This is a genomic window from Chthoniobacter flavus Ellin428, from assembly GCF_000173075.1.
Classification (GTDB): Bacteria; Verrucomicrobiota; Verrucomicrobiia; order Chthoniobacterales; family Chthoniobacteraceae; genus Chthoniobacter; species Chthoniobacter flavus.
In genome coordinates this window covers 144,991-166,327 of record NZ_ABVL01000007.1, presented here as the reverse complement: position 1 = coordinate 166,327, position 21,337 = coordinate 144,991, and the positions used below count along the sequence as shown (strand labels likewise).

The following is a 21,337-nucleotide window of genomic DNA, read 5'->3' as shown; positions in this document are numbered from 1 at the left end:
GCGCTCTCTGTCCCCCTCCACCACAGAACCATTGTGCCTATATGAAACTGCGTCATCTCGCCGTACTCTTCGCCGTGCCCTGGCTCATCGCCTCCGCCTTCGCCGCGGACACGGAAATCAAGAACCCCTCCGTCAACGGAGGCATCAACGATGGCAAACTACGACTCGTCATCGAAGGGCCGTTGGACGGAAAGCCCGGCGACCACGAGAAACAGATCTTCTCCACCGCGATCGACCAGTCGGTCAAAGTCACCCGTGACAAGATCACGTCGCAATTCACCGTCGCCATCGAAATTTTCCAGGGCGAGCCGAAGGAATTGTCGCTGACCATTTCCGGCGAAGGCGAGATCAAGCAAGTGACCGGGGATGCCTTGCAGGACTGGGGTATCCGGCAAGGTGCGGATGGCGTGCGCCAGCTCATCCTGCGACCGAAGAAAGGCGATCAACCGCTGACCAAACTCAGCGTCACCGTCACCACCGTGCAGGAACTCAAGGGCGGCAAGAGCCCACTCAACGTCCTCACCCTTATACCGCCGCAGCCCGATCTCTTTCACGGTTTCGTGAAAGTGGAATCCGTGCCGGAGCTCGATGTTCAGCCCGTGGCCCCAACCGGCCTCCTGCCGGTCGAGGCGAAATATTTACCGCAGATGGGCGCAGCCAATCCACCGGTCAAGCCCGGCAAGCTGCCCTACGCCAAACCGGTTCCCGGCAAACCCGGGTTCTATTTGAGCCCTTACGAACCAGGGAAAGGATTAATCGATATGCGCGGCTTCACCCCGGGTACCGAAGTGAAAGACCCCTACACCGGAAAGTCGTTCCTCGTGCCGGGAAATGATCCCGAAGAGACCGCGCCCACCGATGCCAAAACCGATGAACCCGAGCCACTCGGTTTTCAATTCCACGGCTCCGCCTACACCCTGCCGCTCAAGATCACGGTCGTCGATCCCGAGGCCCGCCAGGTCGTGCTGCGCGACTTCAAACTCGCCGGTCTGCTCAATCCACAAAGCGCCGCATTCGTCCTCTCCGCCACGGCGCATGTCGCCAATCCCAAAGGCGGCTCCCTGGCCTTGCTCTCCGGCCAGGTCGCCCTGACCGAGCTTCCGCAACACAACGATTGGCGCATCGTCCTGAGCCATGGCCGTTACTCGCTCGTCTTCGACAAGCCCGGCGACTATCCGGTGCAATTCAAGTTCGGCGCATCGGTCACGCAGGATGGCGGCTGGAACAGCGTCGATTTCAAGATCGCCCCGAGCGCCTTGCAATCCATCCGGCTGCAAGGACTCCCGGCGGATACCCAATTCCGATTCGACGGCGCCGCCCGTCCCGAGCGCAATGGCAGCGAATTCTCCAGCTTCCTCCCACCGAATGGCGCGGTGAAACTCTCGTGGAAAACGGCAACACCGGAAACCGAGGGCAAGCTCTTCTACTCCGCCGAAATGCTCTCGCAAATCAGCCTCGCGCCCGGCCTCATGCAGCAGGCGGCGGTCCTCGATTGCAAAGTCATGCAGGGCGAACTGGATCACCTGACGCTGCTCCTGCACGGCGACGGTGAGGTTACGCGCGTGCAAGGAGACGCGGTGCTCGCCTGGAACATCGAGCCCGGCGCCAATGCTGGAGATCGGCGGTTGGTCGTGCGGTTCAACGAGGCACAGAAAAACCAGTTCAAGCTGCTCGTGCAGACCCAGACGCCGCTGGGAGCATTTCCGCAAACCACCGAGGCCATGCAACTGCTGCCCGAGGGCGCGACGCGTTTCGCCGGTTACTTTCGGATCGTGAATGAAGGCGCAGTGCGGCTCGAAGTCGCGCAGGCGCGTGGTCTCTCGCAAGTTTCTCCCGAGCAATTTCCCGAGACCGATGAAACGAAGGAAGCATTCCGCGCCGGCGGTGCGCAACGGTTCGTCTATCGCTTTTCCGGGGCGGATTTCGCGCTGCGTATCCAGGCGGATCAAATTCTCCCCGAGGTCACGGTCTCGGAACTCTTCGCCTATCATCTCGGCGAAACCGAGCAGAGCATTGATTCGGAAATCGAGCTCGATATTCGCGAGGCGCCGCTGCGCGAGTTGCTGTTGCGCATTCCGAAGGGTTACGCGGTCGCCAAGCTGGTCGTCGCGGGCTTGAGCGATTATTTCGTCCACGATCTGGATGGCGCTGCCGAGTTGCGGCTCGTCTATGCGCAACCGGTTTCTGGACGACAGGTCGTGCAGCTTCGTCTCGAACGTAATGGTGCTCTCGGCGCGGCGGATTGGGAACTGCCGCGGATCGACGTGGAAAAGGCCAAATCCGTCCGCGGCAATCTCGCCGTGTCGGCCGATGCGGGTTTCCGGCTGACCGCCACCCGCACGCAGTCGCTCACCGAAATCGCGACCGCCTTTTTCCCGCGCAAAGTTCTCGGCATTCAATCGGCCTTCCGCCTGAGCGATGCGGCGTGGCAGGCGACGCTGCACATCGAGCGGTTGCCGCAATCGATTCAGGTCGACGCCATGCACCTCTTCTCCATCGGCGAAGGCGTGGCTTACGGCAGCAGCGTGTTGAATTACATGATCTCCGGCTCACCGGTGTCGGCCTTCCGGGTGGAGTTGTCCGACGAATATTTCAACGTCGAGTTCACCGGCAAAGACATTCGCAGTTGGCAGAAAACGGATGGTGGCTATCTCGTGCAATTGCACACCCCGGTGGCCGGCGCCTACACGCTGCTCGCGACTTACGAGCGCCCCTTCAAGGCGCAGGGCGAGACGCTCACCTTCACCGGCGCGCGACCGCTCGATGCGCAATCCGAGCAGGGTCACACGCTGGTCATCAGCGCCTACCAATTTCAGGTGAAGCCGGTGGATGTCTCCGCCAGCCTGCTGCCGCTGGAGACCGGCGAGGTGCCGGCCGAGTATCGTCTCTTCTTCGATGCGCCGATCCTCGCGGCCTACCGCTATACCGCACGCCCCTTCAATTTGAAACTCGCCCTCAGCCCGCTCGCCCAAGGAGATTCGCTCAGCCAGGTAGTCGACCGCGCGGCACTCTCCACGCGGATTTCCAAGGAGGGGCAGGTGCTGACCGATGTGCACTACTTCGTGAAGAACCGCGGCAACGGCAATCTCCGGCTTACGTTACCGGAAGGCACCGAGCTGTGGTCGGCCACGGTCAATGGCGCCGCGGTGGTGCCGGTGAAAGATAACCAGACCGATTTGCTTCCCTTGCCCCAACAGGCGGATCCGAATGCCGTCCTCGCCGTCGACCTCAAACTCGCCTCGCGGGCGAAAGATCCGGAGCACGTCACCGTCACAACGCCCAGCATTGGTGCGCCGGTGATGCTGGCGGAATGGAAGCTGGAGCCGGACACCGCGCAGCGGCTGGTCTATCGCCACGGCTCGCTCACGCCGGTGAATGCAGCGATCGATATTTCCGGTTTCGCGCAATTGGCACGAATCCTTGGCGGCAGCGAAGGGGCGCAGGCCATTTCCGTCCTGATTGCCGCGCTGGTCCTGCTCGCTCTGTCCGTGTGGATCTGGCGCGGCGCGGCCCGCGAAGGCGTCTATAAAGACACGACGCGTCATTTGGCAGCCCTGGTGTTGGGTTGCATCGCCTTCATCCTCAGCAGCCTCGTCCTGCTTCGCTTCGGAGAAATCGCTTCGGAAGATACGGCCACGTTGCCGCGCAGCCTCACCTTCCTGGCGCCGGTGCAACAAGCCGGCAACGCCCTTTCCGTGGAAGTCGACAACCTGGAGCAAAGAGTGTCGGCCCTGGATTTCATCAGCACCGCGTGGCCCGCCCTCTTCGCCATCGCCGCGTTCGTCCTCGCCCGGCGCACCGGCAAATCCTCGCTGGCTCTCCTCGGCTGGGTGCTGCTGGCCTGGGCCGTGTTGCGCTGCCCCAATGGGGCCTTCGGATTTCTTGCTGTGCTAGCCGCGTTCTTCATCTTCCAACTCGCTGTGCCTGCACTGCGGCGGTTGTGGCAGGCGCCGCTGAAACCGAGACCCGTGATACCGCCCAACGGTGGTCTCGCCGCGGCGACTGCGGTGTTACTCTTAGCGTTGTTGATCCATGGAGTATCCGCGCAGGATTCCGCGCCGCTGCCGCCGAAGGAAACGCCGGTGGCCGAAACCGTCACGCAACAGATTCGCGTCGAGGAAAAGTTCGCCCTGGCGACCGCCCGGATTCATTGGCAGGCGATCCAGGGCCAGCGCCTGCCGTTGCTGTATGAACCGGCGGTGCTGACCAAGGCGACCTATCCCGCCAAGGCGCTGAAGCTCGTGCAGTTCAACGTCGGCGCGAAGCGGACGCAGCAGTTGCTCGCCCTGGAAAGCGGCACCTTCGACATCGATGTGCAATATCAAGTACCGGTGACAAAGCAGGACGACGAAACTGGCTTCGCCCTGCCGACCCAATTCGGTTTGGTCAACCAGCTCACGCTCACCCTCACGAATCTCGATGTGGATGTCGTCTCGCCACAGGCGGTTTCCATCGATCGCAAGAACGCAGGTAAGGATACCATCGCGCAAATCGCGCTGACGCCGGTGAACGAAAGCTGGATCGCCTGGAAGCCGCGCAGCCGCGACGTCACCCAGGAGAAAGCGGTCTTCTATGCCGAGCTCACGCAACTCTACGCGCCAACCGCCGGTGTGATCGAAGGCCTGCACTCCGCGCTGATTCGCCCCGCGCAAGGCGAACTCTCCGAACTCGTCTTCTCCGTGCCGAAGGGAGCGACGATCACCAACGTGGTCGATCCAGCGACCCTCGCGCCGGACAAAGACCCGGCCGCCTCGATGATCTCGCAGTGGCGCTTCGATCCCGACACCGGCAAGCTGCGCGTGAATCTCAATCCGCCGCAATCCGGTCCGTTTACGCTTCTCATCTACTCGCAAATCGCCACCGGGCCGTTGCCGGTGGCACAGGAAGTGGGACTGGTTTCCGTCGATGGTTCCGCCGGCCAGATTGGGCTGCTCGGGGTCGCCACCGGCAACGATGTGCAACTCGATGACGTAACCGCCGCCACCCTGGTGCCGATCAATCTCGAGGACTTTCCCGGCAATATCGTTCCGATTCTCGCGCCGCAAATGCCCGGCCTCGCGGTGCGCCGCGCCTTCCGTTACTCCGATCCGAAAATCACCGCCACGGTCAAAGCCTCCGCGGTCGAACCGGACGTCCGCGTCGAGACCCAGGACACGCTTTCGCTCGGGGAAGATCGCGTGCTGCTGGCCACGGAGGCGACGGTCAATATCACCCGGGCCGGCATCTTCCGGCTGAGTTTCGCCCTGCCCGCGGGGTTGGACGTGGATTCGGTCAGCGGCCAGTCGCTCAGTCATTGGACGGAATTGAAGACCGATACGGGGCGCATCATCACGATGCACCTGCACGGACGCACGGAAGGGCAGCAGCAATTTTCGATCAGCCTCACCGGACCGGGCATGAAGTCGGCCAAGGCCTGGGCCGCGCCGCAGTTGCTCATTCGCGAAGCGAGCAAACAGCGCGGCACTTACCTCGTGGTGCCGGAGCAGGGCATGCGCCCGCAGGTGACGAAGCGCGATGGCTTGACTCAGCTCGATCCACAGAAATCGGGCATCAAGCAAAAGGGCGTGCTCGCCTTCCGCGTCTTGCAGACGCCATGGAACCTCGAGCTCGATCTCGAGCAAGTCGACCCGTGGGTTCAGGTAACGAGCCTGCAACATGCCACCCTCGGTGAGGCACAGGTCAAAGTGACCGCGAACCTGCAGTATCAGATCGAGAACGCCGGACTGAAAACATTTCATCTCGCGCTGCCGACCAATGCCGAGAATGTGCGCTTCACCGGCGACCAACTCTCCGACTTTCTTCTCGTGCCAAATAGCGAGAAGGAGGGATTGCAATCGTGGGAGGTGAAGCTCCATCGCAAAGTCATCGGGCAATATTTCCTGCAGGTTACTTACCAGACGGCCGTGGCGGCGAATGCGGCGCAGACAGACCTGCGCGGCGTGCAAGTCGCGGATGTGAATTTGCAGCGCGGCTTTGTCACCGTGCAGGCCGGTGGGCGTCTCCAGGTCCGGGTCGATACACTGCCCGCCGCACTGCAACCCGTGGAGTGGCAGAGCATCCCCCGCGCATTGCAGCAGGGACTTACCGCCTCCTCGGCGAGCTTCGCTTATCGACTCGTCGAGCCCGCGTTCACCTTGCCGATGAAGCTCGAGCGTCACGAGGCGGCGAAGCTTTTGCCCGCGCGGGTCAATGACATCACCTTCACTTCGGTGATCTCCGATACCGGCGCGATGCTTACCCAGGCTCGGCTCGATATTCTGCCCGGCGATAAGCGCCTGCTTCATCTCACCCTGCCGAAGGAAGCGAAGTTCTGGTTCGCCTTTGTGAACCAGAATGGCGTTTGGCCGTGGCGCGAGGGCGACCAGATTCTCATTCCGCTCGAACAGCAATCGCATGGCGGAAAGCCGGTGCCGGTGGAGGTGTTTTTCAGCAGCCAGGTCGGTGAGGCGGGAACGCACGCACTGGATTTACAATTGCTCGCGCCGAAGTTCGATCTGCCGCTCGAGAACATCGTCTGGCGTGTGTATCTCAACGAGAAGTGGAAGCTAAAGAAGTGGACGGGATCGCTGCAATTGCAGGGTGACGAAATTGCCGCCCACGCAGCGACGGTGGATGTGCAGTCCTATCTCCAGAGCGAGGAGACGCAGCTGCGGGATAAGACCCGCGCGGCGGAGCAGATGCTCAACTTCGGCAATAGCGCGCTCGCCCAAGGCAATCCACAGGAAGCTCGTCGCGCGTTCGAGTCCGCCTTCGGACTGAGCCAGCACGACAATGCTTTTAATGAAGACGCGCGCGTCCAGTTGCACAATCTCAAGCTCCAGCAGGCGATCGTCGGGCTGAATGTCCGTCAATCCAGCGTCGCCGGCGAACCCGACGTCCTCGCCGGCAAACTCCGCTCCGGACATGGCGGCAAGGAGGCGAACTACACGCAGCAGGATGCCCGGCAAATCCTCGACAGCAACACCGCGGACGACAACGCCGCCTTCAACCGCCTCGCCGAGCGCATCATCCAGCAACAGGACGCCGCGGTGAACACGCCCGCGGCCATCCAGGCGAACATCCCCGAGCAGGGACGCCTGCTCACCTTCAGCCGTGCCGTGGCCGTGGATCCCTGGGCCGATTTGCAAGTCGAGATCCAGGCCAAAGCCGCGGCCACCGTATCGTGGTTCACCCGTTTCTTGATTCTCCTCGGAACGCTCGTGATCCTCGCGTTGTTTTCCCGCGGCGCGGGAGTGTTCCGCCAGAAACCGGCCGCCTAACGCGCGACGACCACCCGCACCGCGCGGTTGCTGACGTTATCCCCATCGGTCGACTGCAACGTCCAGAAAGTGAACGACGAGACGACGGTCACCGCGCCCATGGTAATGAACGCCTTGTGCAGCGCGGGAATGGTTTGCGCCGCGATGTTCTGGTCGACCCCGCCGAGATACCACGCCGCGAGCAACGCGCCACAAGCCACGCCGAAACTCAGCGACATCTGCTGCGCCGTGCTGGCAATACTCCCGGCCTGGCTGGCCTCGCGATCATCCACATCCGCATAGACGAGCGTATTCATGCTGGTGAACTGCAGCGAAGCGAGGAAGCCGAGGAAGAAGCTCAGCGGGATGATCCACCAGATGGGCGTGTCGCGGCCGATCAACGAGAACATCCCGATCGCCACGCCGAGCAACACGGTATTCGCAATCAGCACATAGCGATGGCCGAAGCGGGCGAGCACCTGGCGGCCGATCACCTTCATGCCCATCGCCGCCAGCGCCTGCGGAATGGTGAAAAGACCGGCCTTCCACGCGGGAAAGCCCAATCCAAGCTGATAGAGCAGCGGCAAAAGAAACGGCATGCCGCCCAGACCGAGCCGCGTGACAAAGCCGCCCACCACCGACACGCGGAACGTACGAACGCGCAGCAAGGTGAGCCGAAGCATCGGCCGCGCAACTCCCCGCGCATGCCAGACGTAGGCGAAGAGCAACGCAAAAGCGCCCATGGCGAGACCGATGATCGGACCGGCGCCAAGCCGATGTTCGCCGAATACTTCCAGCACATAGGAGAGTAGGCCGAAGCCGGCGCCGAAAAGCAGGAAGCCAAGGTAATCGAGCGGCGGCGGCGCAGGATCGCGAAAATCGGGCATGAAACAGCGCACCATCCAGAGGCCGAACACTCCGAAGGGAAGATTGATGAGAAAGATCGTCCGCCACGGCAGCCAGTGGACGATCAAGCCACCGGTCACCGGACCGATAAGCGGACCGATCAGGGCCGGCACCACCACGTACTGCATCACAGTCATCAGTTCCGAGCGTGGAAAACTTCGGACCAGCGCGATGCGGCCGACCGGCGTCATCATCGCGCCGCCGAGCCCTTGCAAGATGCGTGATGCCACCAGCATCGGCACATTCGTCGACAGCCCGCAGGCCAGCGAACCGAGCGAAAAAATGGTTACCGCGGCGCCAAAGACGCGCTTCGTCCCAAAGCGATCCGCCATCCACCCGCTGATCGGGATAAACACCGCAAGGCTCAAGGTATAACTCGTCAGCACCGCCTTCAGGCTGAGCGGCGCGACGTGGAGCGCCTCGGACATCGTGGGGACCGCGGTATTGACGATCGTGGCATCCAGGTTTTCCATGAAAAGCGCCACCGCCACCAGAGTAGGGAGGAACCGCCGGATGGATGGCGTAATTTCTTCCTGACCCGCCTCACGGATCGATCGGGCTACAACGGCACAGGCTCTCACGCGGTGGAATCGTTCATGCAATCTTCTTTGCGTGGATGCTACTGCGGTACTCCCCCGGCACGAAATCAGTATTTCCCCTAAATGACAGAGGCACCGGCACTGCTCATGTCAAGGGCATGTCCATCTCCCCGTTAACAGGTCCATCGCTCACCGCACCTTCCTCGACCACGGAAGTCCACCGTCAGACCATTTTGGTCGTCGATGACGACGTCGCGCTCCGCGGCACGATGTCGATGATGCTGGAATGCGACGGCTTCCGCGTCCTGGGAGCCGGCAATGGCCTGGAAGCACTCCAAATGCTGGAGGGGAATTCGCACATCTCCGCTGTCCTGCTCGACCTCTTCATGCCGGTGATGGGCGGCCGCGAGACCCTCCACCAGATCCGCAGTTTCTGGTCCTCCCTCCCGGTCATCCTCGTCAGCGGCTACGACATGAGCGAACTCGACCAGGACCCGAAAACCGCCCCGGACGGCTACATCCACAAGCCCTTCACCTTCACCCACCTGACCAGCACCCTCGGCGCGGTGCTGCACTGATCCTCCTTCCCCTTTCGTCATGACCAAGCTCCTCAACAAACTCAAACTCTGGCAAAAGCTGGCCCTCATCATCAGCTCGTTCGCTCTGCCGATCGGGGTCCTGGCCTATTTCACGTTCCAGTCGTTTCAGGATGATATCCAGCTCGCCCACCAGGAGCTGGCCGGTGACGCTTTCAACCGACCGCTCACCGAACTCATGCGTGACCTCGCCGCGCATCAGCTTCTGCTCCAGCGTTACTACAACGGCGAAAAGGAGCTCGAAAGCGAGATCGTCGCGCGCCAAGCGAAGATCGATACCACCTTCAGTACCCTGGAGCAGGCGCAACACCGTTTCGGCGCGCAACTTCTCTTTACCACCGCGGATTTGGAAAGCGCGGGGCTGGGCCAGCTCTCGCCGGAAAAAATGCGCAGCGAATGGCAGGCGATCGTCAATGGCTGGCCACAGAGCACCCCGGAGCACAGCCAGCAGCAACACGAGCATCTCACCGCGAATGTCATGACCATGATCGAGCGCATCGTCGACGACGCTTCGGACCTCTCTCTCGATCCCGGGCTCGATAGCTCCCACCTCCTCACCGTCACCTTCGAGGTGGTGCCGGCCGCGCAACTGCACATCAACCAAATCGGAGAGCGTGGCCTCCGTGCGCTCGTGGAAACCGCCCCAGCCAACCAGGTGGCGCTCGCCAGCGAGACCGCGCTGCTTCGCGAAATTGATACTCCGAGACTCACCAACGAGATCGAAGCCGCCGTGCGCAACGACGCCAAATCCCTCGGGGTCAGTGAAGGCCTGCAACACGACGTCCCTCCACGGCTCGCCGAATTCAAAAAGGCGAGTGACGCCCTGCTCTCCCTGTCCAACGAAATTGTCGCCGGCAAGTCTGTCGACCACGCCAAATTCACGGCGGCTGTCGACCAGGCGACCAATGCGATTTCTCAACTCTCGCAGACGGCCACCGATGAACTCGATCACCTCATCCAGGTGCGCTTGAAGCATTTCGAGGAGCAACGCCTGATCGCGATCGTCCTTTGCGCGGGAGCGCTCCTCCTCGCCGCTCTGCTAGCCTGGGTAGTGGCGCGCAATGTCACCGGCCGGCTCCGGAAACTCTCCGACGCCGCCCAGGCGACTGCCGCCCAAGGTGATCTTTCCCACGAAATCGAAACCGACGGCAGCGACGAAATCGGCACGCTCGGCAGCGCCTTCTCCCAAATGGTCGCGCACCTCCGCAAGCTCACCAGCCAGGTGCAAAAGTCCGCCATGGCGGTGAACTCTTCGGTGACGGAGATCGCCGCTACCTCCAAGCAACAACAAGCCACCACGAGCGAAGTCGCCGCCACTACCACGGAAATCGGCGCCACCTCGAAGGAAATCTCCGCGACCTCCCGCGAACTCGTGAAGACGATGAGCGAAGTCAGCGGTATCGCGGAAGCCACCTCGGCGCTCGCGAACAGCGGCCAGTCGAATCTCGACCGCATGGAGCAAACGATGGAGCACTTCGTCGAAGCCGTCGGCGCGATCAATTCCAAGCTCGCGGTGCTCAGCGAAAAAGCCGGCAACATCAACCAGGTCATCGCCACCATCACCAAGGTCGCCGACCAGACGAACCTCCTCTCGCTCAATGCCGCCATCGAGGCGGAAAAAGCCGGGGAATACGGCCGCGGCTTCGCCGTCGTCGCCACGGAAATCCGCCGCCTCGCCGACCAGACCGCGGTGGCCACCTTCGACATCGAACAGATGGTCAAGGAGATGCAGTCCGCCGTCGCCGCGGGTGTGATGGGGATGGACAAATTTGGCGAACAAGTGCGCCGCGGCGTGCAGGAAGTGCAGCAGGTCGGCAGCCAACTCGCGCAGATCATCAACCAGGTGCAGACCCTCAGCCCGCGCTTTACTGCGGTGGATGAAGGAATGCAGGCCCAGGCCCTCGGCGCGGATCAAATCACCCAGGCCCTCTCCCAACTCAGCGAAGCCACGCAACAGACCGCGGATTCGCTGCGCCAGTCCAATATCAGCATCGAACTCCTGCACGACGCCTCGCGCGGCATGCTGACCAGTCTCGATGGTTTCAAACTGCGCACCGCCTAAAAACTATGTTGTTCATTCTCTTCCAACTCGGCCAGGACCGCTACGCGCTCGACGCGAGCAACCTCGTGGAAATTCTGCCTCTTGCCCAGGTGAAGGCCCTCCCACACGCACCCGTCGGTATCGCCGGCATCATCGACTATCACGGCGTCACCCTTCCGGTCATCGACCTCAGCGACCTGGCGCTCGGGCATCCCTCGGTCGCCCGCATCAGTACCCGCATTCTCATTGCCGAGATCGCCACCGGGCGCCGCTTCGCCCTCATCGCCGAGCGCGCCAACCGCTTGCTGCAGCGGGACGCCACGGATTTCGTGGAACCCGAAGTCACGGTCGAAGCCGCGCCCTACCTGGGCCCCATCACCCGCGATGACAGCGGCATCGTCCAGTGGATCACCCCGCAGAAACTTTTTTCGAACGCGGTTTGCGACGCCCTGTATCAGCAAGCGAGGGAGGCTGCTTAGTGGAAGCATTCGCGCGCTTGCTCTACCAGGAGATCGGCCTGGACCCGGCCTCGATCGGCATGCCCGCCGTCGAACGCGCCGTGCGCCTGCGCCTCGCCGCCTGCCGCGAGAGCGACGCCGAAGTCTATCTCCGCCGCGTGCGCAGCGATCGTGAGGAAATGCAGGCGCTCGTGGAGAGCGTGGTCGTGTCCGAGACGTGGTTCTTTCGTGATCCGAAGGCCTTCGCGGTGGTCGCCGAACGCGCGCGCCAGACCACCGGTAAACTCTTCTTCCTCTGCCTCCCCTGCTCGACCGGCGAGGAACCTTACTCGCTGGCCATGACCCTCCTCGACGCGGGCATTGCGCCGGAGCGCTTTCACATTGATGCCGTCGACGTGAGCGACCGCGTGCTGGCCCACGCCCGCACCGGAGTCTACACCCGCAATTCCTTTCGCGGACGCGATCTCGCTTTTCGCGATCGCCACTTCACGCCCAAGCACGCGGGTTGGGCGATCGACCCGGCGTTGCGCAAGCTCGTCCACTTTCATCGCGGCAACCTGCTCGATGACACCGCCGTGCCGCGTGGCCGAACCTACGACGCGATCTTCTGCCGCAACCTGCTGATCTACTTCGACGTCGCCACCCAACGGCGGGCCATCGCGGAACTCGGCCGCCATCTCAGCTCGGACGGTCTTCTCTGCGTGGGCCCAGCCGAGACCGGGCTGCTCGCTTCCTACGATTTCACCCACACCCGCATCTCGCTGGCCTTCGCTTTTACCAAAGGGAAACCGATAGCGCCCTCCAAACCAGCACCGGCGCCCGCCAAAAAGCGCGTCGCGCTGCACCCAATCCCGGCGAAGCCCCGTCCGGCTACCGTCGCGGTCCCACCACCACCGGTTCCCGCGCCGGCCGCGCCTGCTCCCGATTTAAGCGAAGCCGTGCGACTCGCCGACGAAGGACGCCTCGAAGAGGTCGCCGCCATCTGCCACGAATATCTGCGCCACGCGGGAGCTTCCGCCCAAGCCTATTATCTGCTGGGCCTGGTAAGCGACACCGCGAACCGCGAAGAAGAAGCGGCTACGCACTATCGTCGCGCCCTCTATCTCGACCCACAGCACCACGACACGCTGCTGCACTATGCGCTGCTCGTCTCCCGCCGTGGTGACACCACCGCCGCGCAAGCCCTGCGCCGCCGCGCCAAACGCAGCACGGAACCCGCCACCCCATGAAGCTGCACGATTGCTGGAAACAAATCGGCACCTGGGGAGACAAGAGCTGCCCGCAACTCGCGGAAGCCGTCCACTGCCGTAATTGTCCGACCTACTCCGCCGCCGCCGCACAACTCCTCGATCGTGAGGTCGACGCCACCTATCTCGCGCAATCCGCTCTGGAAATTCGCACCGTACGCCAGACCGTGGCGCGCGATACGGACTCCGCGGTCGTCTTCCGCATCGGCGCCGAGTGGCTCGCCCTGCCGAGCCACCTCGTGCACGAGGTCGGCGTGTTGCGTCCCATCCATTCGCTGCCCCATCGCCGCAGCGCCACCGTGCTCGGCATCGCCAATGTGCGCGGCGCGCTGCTCATTTGCATTTCGCTCCACGCGCTCCTCGGCATCGACAAGGCGCCCGTCGTGACCAGCGCATCACGCACGCTGGTCCACGAGCGCCTGCTCGTCGTCGGTCACGAAGGAGAACGCCTCGTCCTCCCGGTCGACGAAGTCTTCGGCGTGCATCGCTTCCACGCGGAGCAGTTGGGCGAAACTCCCGCGACCGTCGCCAAATCCACCGCGACGTACACCCGCGCCACGCTGCCCTGGCGGGACAAGACCGTCGGTCTGCTCGATGAACAGCTCCTCTTTTACTCGATCAACAAGAGCCTCTCATGAGCACTTCCTCGATACCCGATCTCAGCGGCATATCGATGGCCGAACTCTTTCGCATCGAAGCCGAAGCCCAAACCCAGACGCTTACCGCCGGCTTGCTGGCGCTCGAGCGTGACCCGGCGGACGCCGCGCACCTCGAATCCTTGATGCGCGCCGCACACTCGATCAAGGGTGCCGCGCGCATCGTGGGTATCAACGCCGCCGTCAATGTGGCCCACGCGATGGAGGACTGCTTCGTCGCCGCACAGAAAGGTGCACTGACCCTCGGGCAGGCGGAAATCGACATATTGCTCGAAGGCGTCGATCTGCTTTCCCGCATCGCCAATTCTTCCGAGGCAGAGATGGCAAAATGGGAAGGCGCCGCCGAAATCGAATCTTTCCTCGCCCGCCTGGCCAATCCGGCAAACGCCAGCAACGCTGTGGCCACTGCCGCTCCCGCGGCGAGCGCGCCAGCCAGGTCCGCGGATCCCACCACGGCGAATGCCGACCGCGTCCTGCGCGTCACTGCCGATCATCTCAACCGTTTGCTCGGCCTGGCCGGCGAATCGCTCGTGGAAGCGCGCTGGCTCGATCCTTTCGCGCGCTCGCTGTTGCGGCTGAAGCGGATGCAACAGGAGTTCGGCAAATGCACCGAGGAACTACGCAACGCCCTCGCCGGCACACCGCTCTCCGAAGACGCACAAATGCGTCTCGCCGCGCTCGAGAAAAAAGGCGCCGAGTGCCGCGACTTCCTCGGCGCGCGGCTGGTGGAGCTGGAAATGTTCGACCGCCGCTCGGGCAATCTTTCCCACCGGCTCTACGACGAAGCGCTGGCTCTGCGCATGCGGCCCTTCATCGATAGCGCGCAGAATTTTCCCCGCCTGGTCCGCGACATCGGCCGTTCGCTGGGCAAGGAAGTGCGACTGGAGATCGTCGGTGAACAGACGCAAGTCGACCGCGACATTTTGGAAAAGCTCGAGGCGCCGCTCAATCATCTCCTGCGCAACGCCGTCGATCACGGCATCGATTTTCCCGAGGAGCGTCTTGCCGCCGGCAAGCCGCGCGAAGGCACGGTGTGGCTCGAGGCTCGCCACAGCGCCGGCATGCTGCTCATCACCGTCCGCGACGATGGCCGCGGCATCGACGTGGAGTCGGTGCGCGGCGCGGTCGTCGCCAGGAAACTGACCAACGAAGAAACCGCCGCGAAGATGAGCGACGCGGAGTTGCTCGAATTCCTGTTTCTGCCCGGCTTCACCATGAAGACGGAAGTCACCGAGGTGTCCGGTCGCGGCGTCGGCTTGGACGTGGTGCAGGTGACGATGAAGCAACTGCGCGGCACGCTGCGCACCACCTCCGAACTCGGGCGTGGCACGGCCATCCAGCTCCAGCTTCCGCTCACGCTCTCCGTCCTCCGCGCGCTGGTCGTGGAAATCGCCGGCGAGCCTTACGGCATTCCGCTGGCTGCCATCACGCGCACGCTCAAGCTCGGAAAGGGCAAGGTCGAGATGCTCGAGGGGCGTCCGCATTTCGCCTTCGACGGGCAGCGCATCGGGCTCGTCACAGCGCGGCAGGTTTTTGAAAAGGGGGAGAGCCCGCTCAGCGGCGATGAATTGCCGGTGGTCATCATCGGCGACCGTGGCAACCGCTACGGACTCGTCCTCGATCGTTTCCTCGGCGAGCGCGAACTCGTGGTCCAACCGCTGGACTCCCGCCTCGGGAAAGTCCCTAACATCAGCGCCGGCGCCCTGGCGGACGACGGCGCACCGCTCCTCATCGCCGACGTGGAGGACATGCTGCGCTCCATCGAAAAACTCAGCGCCTCCGGCCGCCTGGAGAATGTCCAGCGCAGCAGCGCGGGCGCCCAGCCGGCGCGGCGCAAGCGCGTGCTGGTCGTCGACGATTCGCTGACCGTGCGCGAACTGGAGCGCAAGCTCCTCGAGGGGCACGGCTACGCCGTGGAGATCGCGGTGGACGGCATGGACGGCTGGAACGCCGTGCGGACTGGCGATCACGATCTCGTCATCACCGATGTGGACATGCCACGCATGGACGGCATCGAGCTGGTTTCGCTCATCCGGAAAGATCCCAATCTCAAGTCCAAACCCATCATGATCGTCTCCTACAAGGACCGCGAGGAAGACCGCGCCCGTGGCCTCGAGGCAGGAGCCGACTACTATCTTACGAAAGGCAGCTTCCACGACGAGAGCCTCATCTCGTCCGTCGCGGATCTGATCGGCGAATCATGAGAATCGCCATCGTCAACGACATGCCCATGGCCGTGGAAATCATGCGCCGCGCCCTCGTTTCCTCCTCGAAACACGAGGTGGCGTGGGTCGCCCGCGACGGCGCGGACGCAGTGATCCAATGCGGGCGCGATCGTCCCGATCTCGTGCTGATGGATCTCATCATGCCCGGCACGGATGGCGTCGAAGCCACCCGGCAGATCATGGCCACGGCTCCCTGCCCGATCCTCGTCGTGACCGCCACGGTCGAAGGCAATGCGGCCAAGGTTTTCGAGGCGATGGGCGCCGGCGCGCTCGATGCCGTGCAGACTCCGACGCTCGGTGGCGAAGACGCCGCCCGCGGTGTGGCGGCCTTTCTCTACAAGATCGATGCCACGGCGAAGCTTATCGGGGAATCCAGCGCGGAAGCTCCCGCTGAACACCGCCCACGGGAACGTGCCCGCCAACTCGTGGCCATCGGCGCTTCCGCCGGAGGTCCCGCCGCACTGGTGAAATTGCTCAGCGGCTTGCCCGAGGATTTTCCGGCCGGCGTGATCATCGTGCAGCATGTCGACGCCCAGTTCGCACCGGGACTGGCCAACTGGCTCAATGAAGTTTCCAAGCTGCCCGTACGCATCGCCAGGGACGGAGACCTCGTGGAGGAAGGGGTCGTCTTCGTCGCCTGCACGAGTGGTCACCTCACCCTGCGTCCGGGCAGCGTGCTGAGTTATTCCGACGAACCGAACGGCAGTGCGTACCGGCCGTCGGTGAATGTCTTCTTCGAGAGCGCGCTCCGCTACTGGCGGGGCGACGTCCTCGGCGTGCTGCTTACCGGCATGGGCCGGGACGGCGCCGCCGGTCTCAAGCGATTGCGCGAGGCCGGTCATCACACGATCGGCCAGGACCGCGCCAGCTCCGCGGTCTATGGCATGCCCAAGGCCGCCGCCGAACTCGGCGCCGTAGCCGAAGAGCTGCCCCTCGAAAAAATCGCCGGAGCCATTACGCGCCGCATCCGTTCACTCAAAAACTCTCACCCCTGATTCATTACTGCCATGTCATTTCCCTCCCCCTCCTCCGCTCCCGAATCGTTGATGATTCTCCTCGTCGACGACCAACCCTTTGTTGCCGAGGTCATCCGGCGATTTCTCGCCAGCGACCCGAGGCTCGTGCTGCACTATTGCTCGGATCCGAGTGAAGCCATCGAGGTCGCCAATCGCATCCGCCCGGCGGTGATCCTGCAGGACCTCGTCATGCCCGGTGTCGATGGCCTCGCCATCGTCGGCCGCTTCCGCGCGAATCCGGGGACGAAGGACACGCCGGTCATCGTGCTTTCCTCGAAGGAGGATCCGCAGACCAAGAGCCTGGCGTTTTCCATCGGCGCGAACGATTACCTCGTGAAGATTCCCGATCAGCTCGAGCTCGTCGCACGCGTCCGCTATCATGCCAATGGTTTTCTGCATAAGCTCGAGCGCGATGAAGCCTTCCGTGCGCTGCGCGAAAGCCAGCAGCAACTTCTCGAAAGCAACTCCGCCCTGCTGGCCAGCAATCAGCAACTCGGCGAGGCGCTCTCCCAGGTGAAGGTGCTCCGTGGATTGCTCCCGCTCTGCTGCTACTGCAAGCGCGTGCGCAACGACGGGGAATACTGGAGCCAGATCGAAGAATATCTCCGCGACCACTCCGACCTGCAGATCAGCCACGGCATCTGCGACGAGTGCTACACCACGCAGATCAAGGAGCTGAAACAGCAAGTCGCCAAAAATCCGGCGCCCACCACGGAAGTTCCGAAGCGGACGAAGCTGACGATCAGTCTCGAGCCGTGAGGCCGTGACCGTAGCTGCATCCCGGGTATCCGTTTAGCATGGACCGACCTGCACAACGGCGTTAGTCGCCTTGGGTCGCCATCAGCCCGAAGGGCTTGCAGGACCGTAGCCGGGGGTAACACCCCCGGAATCTCACCCACAACAAAAGCTCGCACCCCGGCAGGGGTGCCGGACAATCTGCCGATGTCCTCCACCCACCACGCGCTTTACTATCATTTCGTATTCGGGACAAAAGATCGCGAACCGTGGATTGCACCCGCATGGCGTCACCGGTTGCACGCCTACATGGGTGGGCTGGTCCGTGCCGCCGATGGAATCCCGACGGAGATTGGTGGAATCGGCGATCACGTTCACTTGCTCATCAGCCTCAAACCAACTCATCAACTTTCCAAAGTGATGTTGGATGTGAAACGTCAATCCTCCGCGTGGATTCACGAGACCTTTAAGCTTCATGGCTTCTCGTGGCAGGACGGCTATGGCGTCTTCACGGTAAGCTATTCGCAAGTCGACACCGTCCGAAACTATATCCAGCGACAGGAAGAGCATCATCGGACGCGAACTTTTCGAGAGGAATACCTCGAGTTTCTGCATCGGCACATGGTCGAATTCGACGAGCGATTTGTCTAAGATGTCGATCCGCCACCCCTGCCGGGGTGATCTCGTGGGGGGATGCTATCCGGGGATGGCGCTCGCAAGCTCGCTTACCCCCGGCTACGGTCCATCAGCCCTTCGGGCTGGGGTTGGCCCGCATTATACACATACCGCCGCAGAGAGAGACCGTGAATGTGCCTGAGCGCGATCGCATGGACGCAACGCGAATTGAGTCAGCATCGAAGCTGTCTGGCGCCACCGTGAACGGAACCTGGCTTCACCTGTCACCGCCTCTTCTCGAATTCGTAAACACTCCCTACGCGAGCGCGCGTTTCAGCAGGTTGTGCGTGATGCGCTGGACGCGTTCGTCGGGGCCGTGCGGCCGCGACCAGTGAGACCACGGGAGCATGTGCCCGGGCGGTGACGAAAGACCCTGCGCCCAAAAGATCGTCGCAGCGTTGAAGACGAAATTCTTTTTCGGGCCAGGGTAAATCGTCGCGGTATAGCGCGAGGGATTGACGCCTCCGGCCCAGACGAGTCCTTCAGCGACGATTTCGTTGCCCGGAATATCCGCGGGCGAGCCGTGATGCTCCCACCCGACCAGACCGGGGATGCTGTCGCCTTCTTTCATTCCGGTGCCTTCAAATATCCAGTGGTTCGGCCGCGCGCACGTCCAGTCACCCCCGCCATTGAAAGGCACGACGCTGCGCGCGCCGATGATGAGGCTCTCATCTGGACCGACGCGTTTGAAATCCTTGGTGAAGACTTTTTCCTCCTTCGCCACCTCGGCGTCGGTCAGCCCGGCAAAATGGCCGACACGCTCGATGATCCGCTTTTCCCGTCCGTCGCTCGACGGGGCAAGCGGGGATACGGCGAAGCAGGCGTTGCCGCTGAGCCAGAGGACATTCACCCCAGCCTCGATGGACTTTTTCACCGCGTCGTATTGCCGCAGGTCCCAGTATTCATCATGGCCGGTGCTGATGAGGGTCTTGCAACGCGTGATCTGGGCGGCGTCGAGGCAATCGCTGTTGGAGCAATAAGTGACGTCGTAGCCGTGTTCCTCGAGCCAGTAGGCGAGCGGAAATTCGAAGCACAACCATTCGCCGGAGCCGATCGATTGCGGGTTCTCGTAGATCTGCACGTACTTGCCGTACGGCCGGTCGAAACTCGCCTTCACCCCGCGCGCGTGGGCGCCGCGCGGATCGGTGTAGAGCGACGTGCTCTCCGGCCATTTGTTGTAGGCCTGCCAGGTATTATCGCTGCATTGCAGGAGGATATCGGCCGGACGCGTGTCGCGCACGATGAACACGACGTAGTTTTGCCAGTACGGCTTGTCGGAAGCTTCGGATTGCGTGGTCAGGCGGCCGAGATAGACGCCGCTCGGCCAGTCCTTGGGAATGGTCAGCGTGGCGCTTGGCTCCCAGCGGCATTCCATGATCCGCTCGTCGCCCATCACGGGGTCGGCCTGCTTTTTGCCGTCGAACGGCCCGAGCGTGGTCATCAAACGCGCCCCGCGCCCGCCGTAGTACCCGGTGCGGAAAATCTCGATGTGGAATTTCGCCATCGGATTTGTACTGACGAAAATCTCCAGCGATTCCCCGGCGAGCACGGATTGCTTCGAACAATAGCCCTCGATGGTCGAGGCGCGGACGCCCGTGGTTTTGTCGAGCCGAACGCGCGTGAGTTGCCAGTCGTCTGTGCCCGGCTGGCGGTTTTCATCGGCAATGAGCGTCGCTTTCTTTTCGGAAGCGGCCGGTGTTTCCGCGGCGCCATGCACTGCACCAACGAGAGCCGTGGCCGCGGAGGCTTTGAGGAATTGTCGGCGTCCGACGCCGATGGGTTGGCGAGTATTCATAGGGGGCAGGCTTCGGGAAACAAGCGGAACGAGAGCCATCATATTAACCCTGCATCAAAAGAGGCCTTTAGGGAATTTGTGGCGGAGCGCAGCCCGCGTTCTGATGAATCTTTTTCGACGGCGACCGGCGATTCCTATTTCGAGGCGGCGCCCGCCGATATAGCATGAACGTCCAAACGATGTCCGAGATTCGTCACAACCGGCTCACCAATGAATGGGTCATCGTCGCGCCGGAGAGGGCCAGCCGGGGCGGCAATCTCGCCTCCTCGGGAAAGCTGGCCGAGCCACCGGCCTATCTGGCTACCTGCCCCTTCTGCGCCGGTAACGAGGCGATGTCTCCCGACGAGCAGTATCGTTGCAGTGGACCGGATGGCCATTGGACCCTGCGCTCCGTAACCAATAAATTCTCTGTCCTCTCCCCCATCGGTCAGGTCGACCTGGCGGAAAATTGCGGGGCCATCGGCGAGACGGTCAATGGCGTGGGTTTGCATGAGGTCATCGTCGAGGGACAGCGCCATTCGCTGACCGTGAATCTCTTTTCGATCGAGCACGCGCGGCAGGTTCTCGAAGTTTTCCGGTATCGGTTCCAGGCGTTTTACGCCGACCCGCGGATTCATCACGTGATCATCTTCAAGAATCACGGGCTCGATGCCGGCGCTTCGCAGCAGCATCCGCATTCGCAAATCGTGGGTCTTCCCATCGTGCCCGGCCAGATCGTGGACCGACTGGAAAACATGCGGCGTTTCTATAATGCGTCCCGGCGCTGCATGGCTTGCGCGATCATCGCCGAGGAACAGGCGCACGGCGCTCGGATCGTCGCGGAAAACGTCCACTTCATCGCTTTCATCCCTTATGCGGCGCTGTCGCCGTATCACCTGTGGATTTTTCCCAAGGCGCATGGAGCCTGTTTTTCCGAGCAACCCGAGGAGACGTGGCGGGCGTTGGCCCAGATCGTCCACACGGTCTTGCTCAAGGTGTATGGGTTGCTCGGCGATCCCCCCTTCAATCTCGTGGTGCGTTCGCTCGGACCAGACGAGAAGCATACCCCGCACTTCCACTGGTATATCTCCATCGTCCCCCGGGTGAACAAGACCGCCGGCTTCGAACTCGGCACCGGGATGTATGTGAACCCTTCCATTCCCGACACCTGCGCTCAACGATTGCGGGAGTTCGCCCTCGGTTAGAGCCTGTAAAAGGGGCCCGCGAATCA

At 62.6% G+C, this 21,337-nt stretch carries 13 protein-coding genes; 11 read left to right on the top strand and 2 right to left on the bottom strand.

Annotated elements, in window-relative coordinates; all coding sequences use genetic code 11:
- The first annotated feature begins 41 nt into the window (after positions 1 to 41).
- A complete protein-coding gene (locus tag CFE428DRAFT_RS13680) occupies positions 42 to 7,259 on the top strand; it encodes a hypothetical protein (protein WP_006980149.1) in 7,218 nt (2,405 codons plus the stop codon).
- On the opposite strand, the gene CFE428DRAFT_RS13675 is transcribed toward CFE428DRAFT_RS13680, so the two are convergent.
- Positions 7,256 to 8,671, bottom strand: a complete 1,416-nt coding sequence (locus CFE428DRAFT_RS13675; protein ID WP_420196883.1) for an MFS transporter — start codon at positions 8,669 to 8,671, stop codon at positions 7,256 to 7,258. The genes CFE428DRAFT_RS13680 and CFE428DRAFT_RS13675 overlap by 4 nt on opposite strands.
- A 170-nt stretch (positions 8,672 to 8,841) precedes the next feature.
- Between CFE428DRAFT_RS13675 and CFE428DRAFT_RS13670 the strand changes: the two genes are divergently transcribed.
- From CFE428DRAFT_RS13670 to tnpA, 9 genes are all read left to right on the top strand, one after another.
- Positions 8,842 to 9,261, top strand: a complete 420-nt coding sequence (locus CFE428DRAFT_RS13670) for a response regulator (protein WP_157447508.1) — start codon at positions 8,842 to 8,844, stop codon at positions 9,259 to 9,261.
- A 19-nt stretch (positions 9,262 to 9,280) separates the two neighbouring features.
- Positions 9,281 to 11,341 (top strand): methyl-accepting chemotaxis protein, encoded by a 2,061-nt coding sequence (locus CFE428DRAFT_RS40475; RefSeq protein ID WP_006980146.1) that lies wholly within the window; start codon positions 9,281 to 9,283, stop codon positions 11,339 to 11,341.
- A gap of 5 nt (positions 11,342 to 11,346) precedes the next feature.
- Entirely contained in the window at positions 11,347 to 11,799 is a 453-nt protein-coding gene (locus CFE428DRAFT_RS13660) for a chemotaxis protein CheW (RefSeq protein ID WP_006980145.1), read from the top strand.
- Positions 11,799 to 13,007 (top strand): CheR family methyltransferase, encoded by a 1,209-nt coding sequence (locus CFE428DRAFT_RS13655; protein WP_006980144.1) that lies wholly within the window; start codon positions 11,799 to 11,801, stop codon positions 13,005 to 13,007. The genes CFE428DRAFT_RS13660 and CFE428DRAFT_RS13655 overlap by 1 nt, the downstream gene beginning before the upstream one ends.
- Positions 13,004 to 13,663: a chemotaxis protein CheW gene (locus CFE428DRAFT_RS13650; protein ID WP_006980143.1), complete on the top strand. Its 660-nt coding sequence runs from the start codon at positions 13,004 to 13,006 to the stop codon at positions 13,661 to 13,663. The genes CFE428DRAFT_RS13655 and CFE428DRAFT_RS13650 overlap by 4 nt, the downstream gene beginning before the upstream one ends.
- Complete coding sequence (locus CFE428DRAFT_RS13645; protein ID WP_006980142.1) at positions 13,660 to 15,885, top strand: hybrid sensor histidine kinase/response regulator; 2,226 nt, start codon at positions 13,660 to 13,662, stop codon at positions 15,883 to 15,885. The genes CFE428DRAFT_RS13650 and CFE428DRAFT_RS13645 overlap by 4 nt, the downstream gene beginning before the upstream one ends.
- On the top strand, positions 15,882 to 16,901 hold the full coding sequence (gene cheB, locus CFE428DRAFT_RS13640; protein ID WP_006980141.1) for a chemotaxis response regulator protein-glutamate methylesterase: 1,020 nt from the start codon (positions 15,882 to 15,884) through the stop codon (positions 16,899 to 16,901). The genes CFE428DRAFT_RS13645 and cheB overlap by 4 nt, the downstream gene beginning before the upstream one ends.
- Before the next feature lie 12 nt (positions 16,902 to 16,913).
- Positions 16,914 to 17,681, top strand: a complete 768-nt coding sequence (locus tag CFE428DRAFT_RS40470) for a response regulator (RefSeq protein ID WP_202797422.1) — start codon at positions 16,914 to 16,916, stop codon at positions 17,679 to 17,681.
- A gap of 183 nt (positions 17,682 to 17,864) precedes the next feature.
- Positions 17,865 to 18,308 carry an IS200/IS605 family transposase gene (gene tnpA / locus CFE428DRAFT_RS13630; protein ID WP_006980139.1) on the top strand — a complete coding sequence of 148 codons (444 nt, stop codon included), beginning with the start codon at positions 17,865 to 17,867 and terminating at the stop codon, positions 18,306 to 18,308.
- A gap of 280 nt (positions 18,309 to 18,588) precedes the next feature.
- Here tnpA and CFE428DRAFT_RS13625 read toward each other — a convergent pair whose 3' ends face one another.
- Positions 18,589 to 20,127 carry a twin-arginine translocation signal domain-containing protein gene (locus tag CFE428DRAFT_RS13625; RefSeq protein WP_006980138.1) on the bottom strand — a complete coding sequence of 513 codons (1,539 nt, stop codon included), beginning with the start codon at positions 20,125 to 20,127 and terminating at the stop codon, positions 18,589 to 18,591.
- Positions 20,128 to 20,306: 179 nt separating this feature from the next.
- Here CFE428DRAFT_RS13625 and CFE428DRAFT_RS13620 point away from each other — a divergent pair, with 179 nt between their 5' ends.
- Positions 20,307 to 21,311: a galactose-1-phosphate uridylyltransferase gene (locus tag CFE428DRAFT_RS13620; protein ID WP_042724990.1), complete on the top strand. Its 1,005-nt coding sequence runs from the start codon at positions 20,307 to 20,309 to the stop codon at positions 21,309 to 21,311.
- The last annotated feature ends 26 nt before the right edge of the window (positions 21,312 to 21,337 follow it).

Coding starts and splice junctions, on each gene's coding strand:
- CFE428DRAFT_RS13680 (WP_006980149.1), top strand. CDS start 42: ATGAAACTGCGTCATCTCGCCGTACTCTTCGCCGTGCCCTGGCTCATC.
- CFE428DRAFT_RS13670 (WP_157447508.1), top strand. CDS start 8,842: ATGTCCATCTCCCCGTTAACAGGTCCATCGCTCACCGCACCTTCCTCG.
- CFE428DRAFT_RS40475 (WP_006980146.1), top strand. CDS start 9,281: ATGACCAAGCTCCTCAACAAACTCAAACTCTGGCAAAAGCTGGCCCTC.
- CFE428DRAFT_RS13660 (WP_006980145.1), top strand. CDS start 11,347: ATGTTGTTCATTCTCTTCCAACTCGGCCAGGACCGCTACGCGCTCGAC.
- CFE428DRAFT_RS13650 (WP_006980143.1), top strand. CDS start 13,004: ATGAAGCTGCACGATTGCTGGAAACAAATCGGCACCTGGGGAGACAAG.
- CFE428DRAFT_RS13645 (WP_006980142.1), top strand. CDS start 13,660: ATGAGCACTTCCTCGATACCCGATCTCAGCGGCATATCGATGGCCGAA.
- cheB (WP_006980141.1), top strand. CDS start 15,882: ATGAGAATCGCCATCGTCAACGACATGCCCATGGCCGTGGAAATCATG.
- CFE428DRAFT_RS40470 (WP_202797422.1), top strand. CDS start 16,914: ATGTCATTTCCCTCCCCCTCCTCCGCTCCCGAATCGTTGATGATTCTC.
- tnpA (WP_006980139.1), top strand. CDS start 17,865: ATGTCCTCCACCCACCACGCGCTTTACTATCATTTCGTATTCGGGACA.
- CFE428DRAFT_RS13625 (WP_006980138.1), bottom strand. CDS start 20,127: ATGAATACTCGCCAACCCATCGGCGTCGGACGCCGACAATTCCTCAAA.
- CFE428DRAFT_RS13620 (WP_042724990.1), top strand. CDS start 20,307: ATGTCCGAGATTCGTCACAACCGGCTCACCAATGAATGGGTCATCGTC.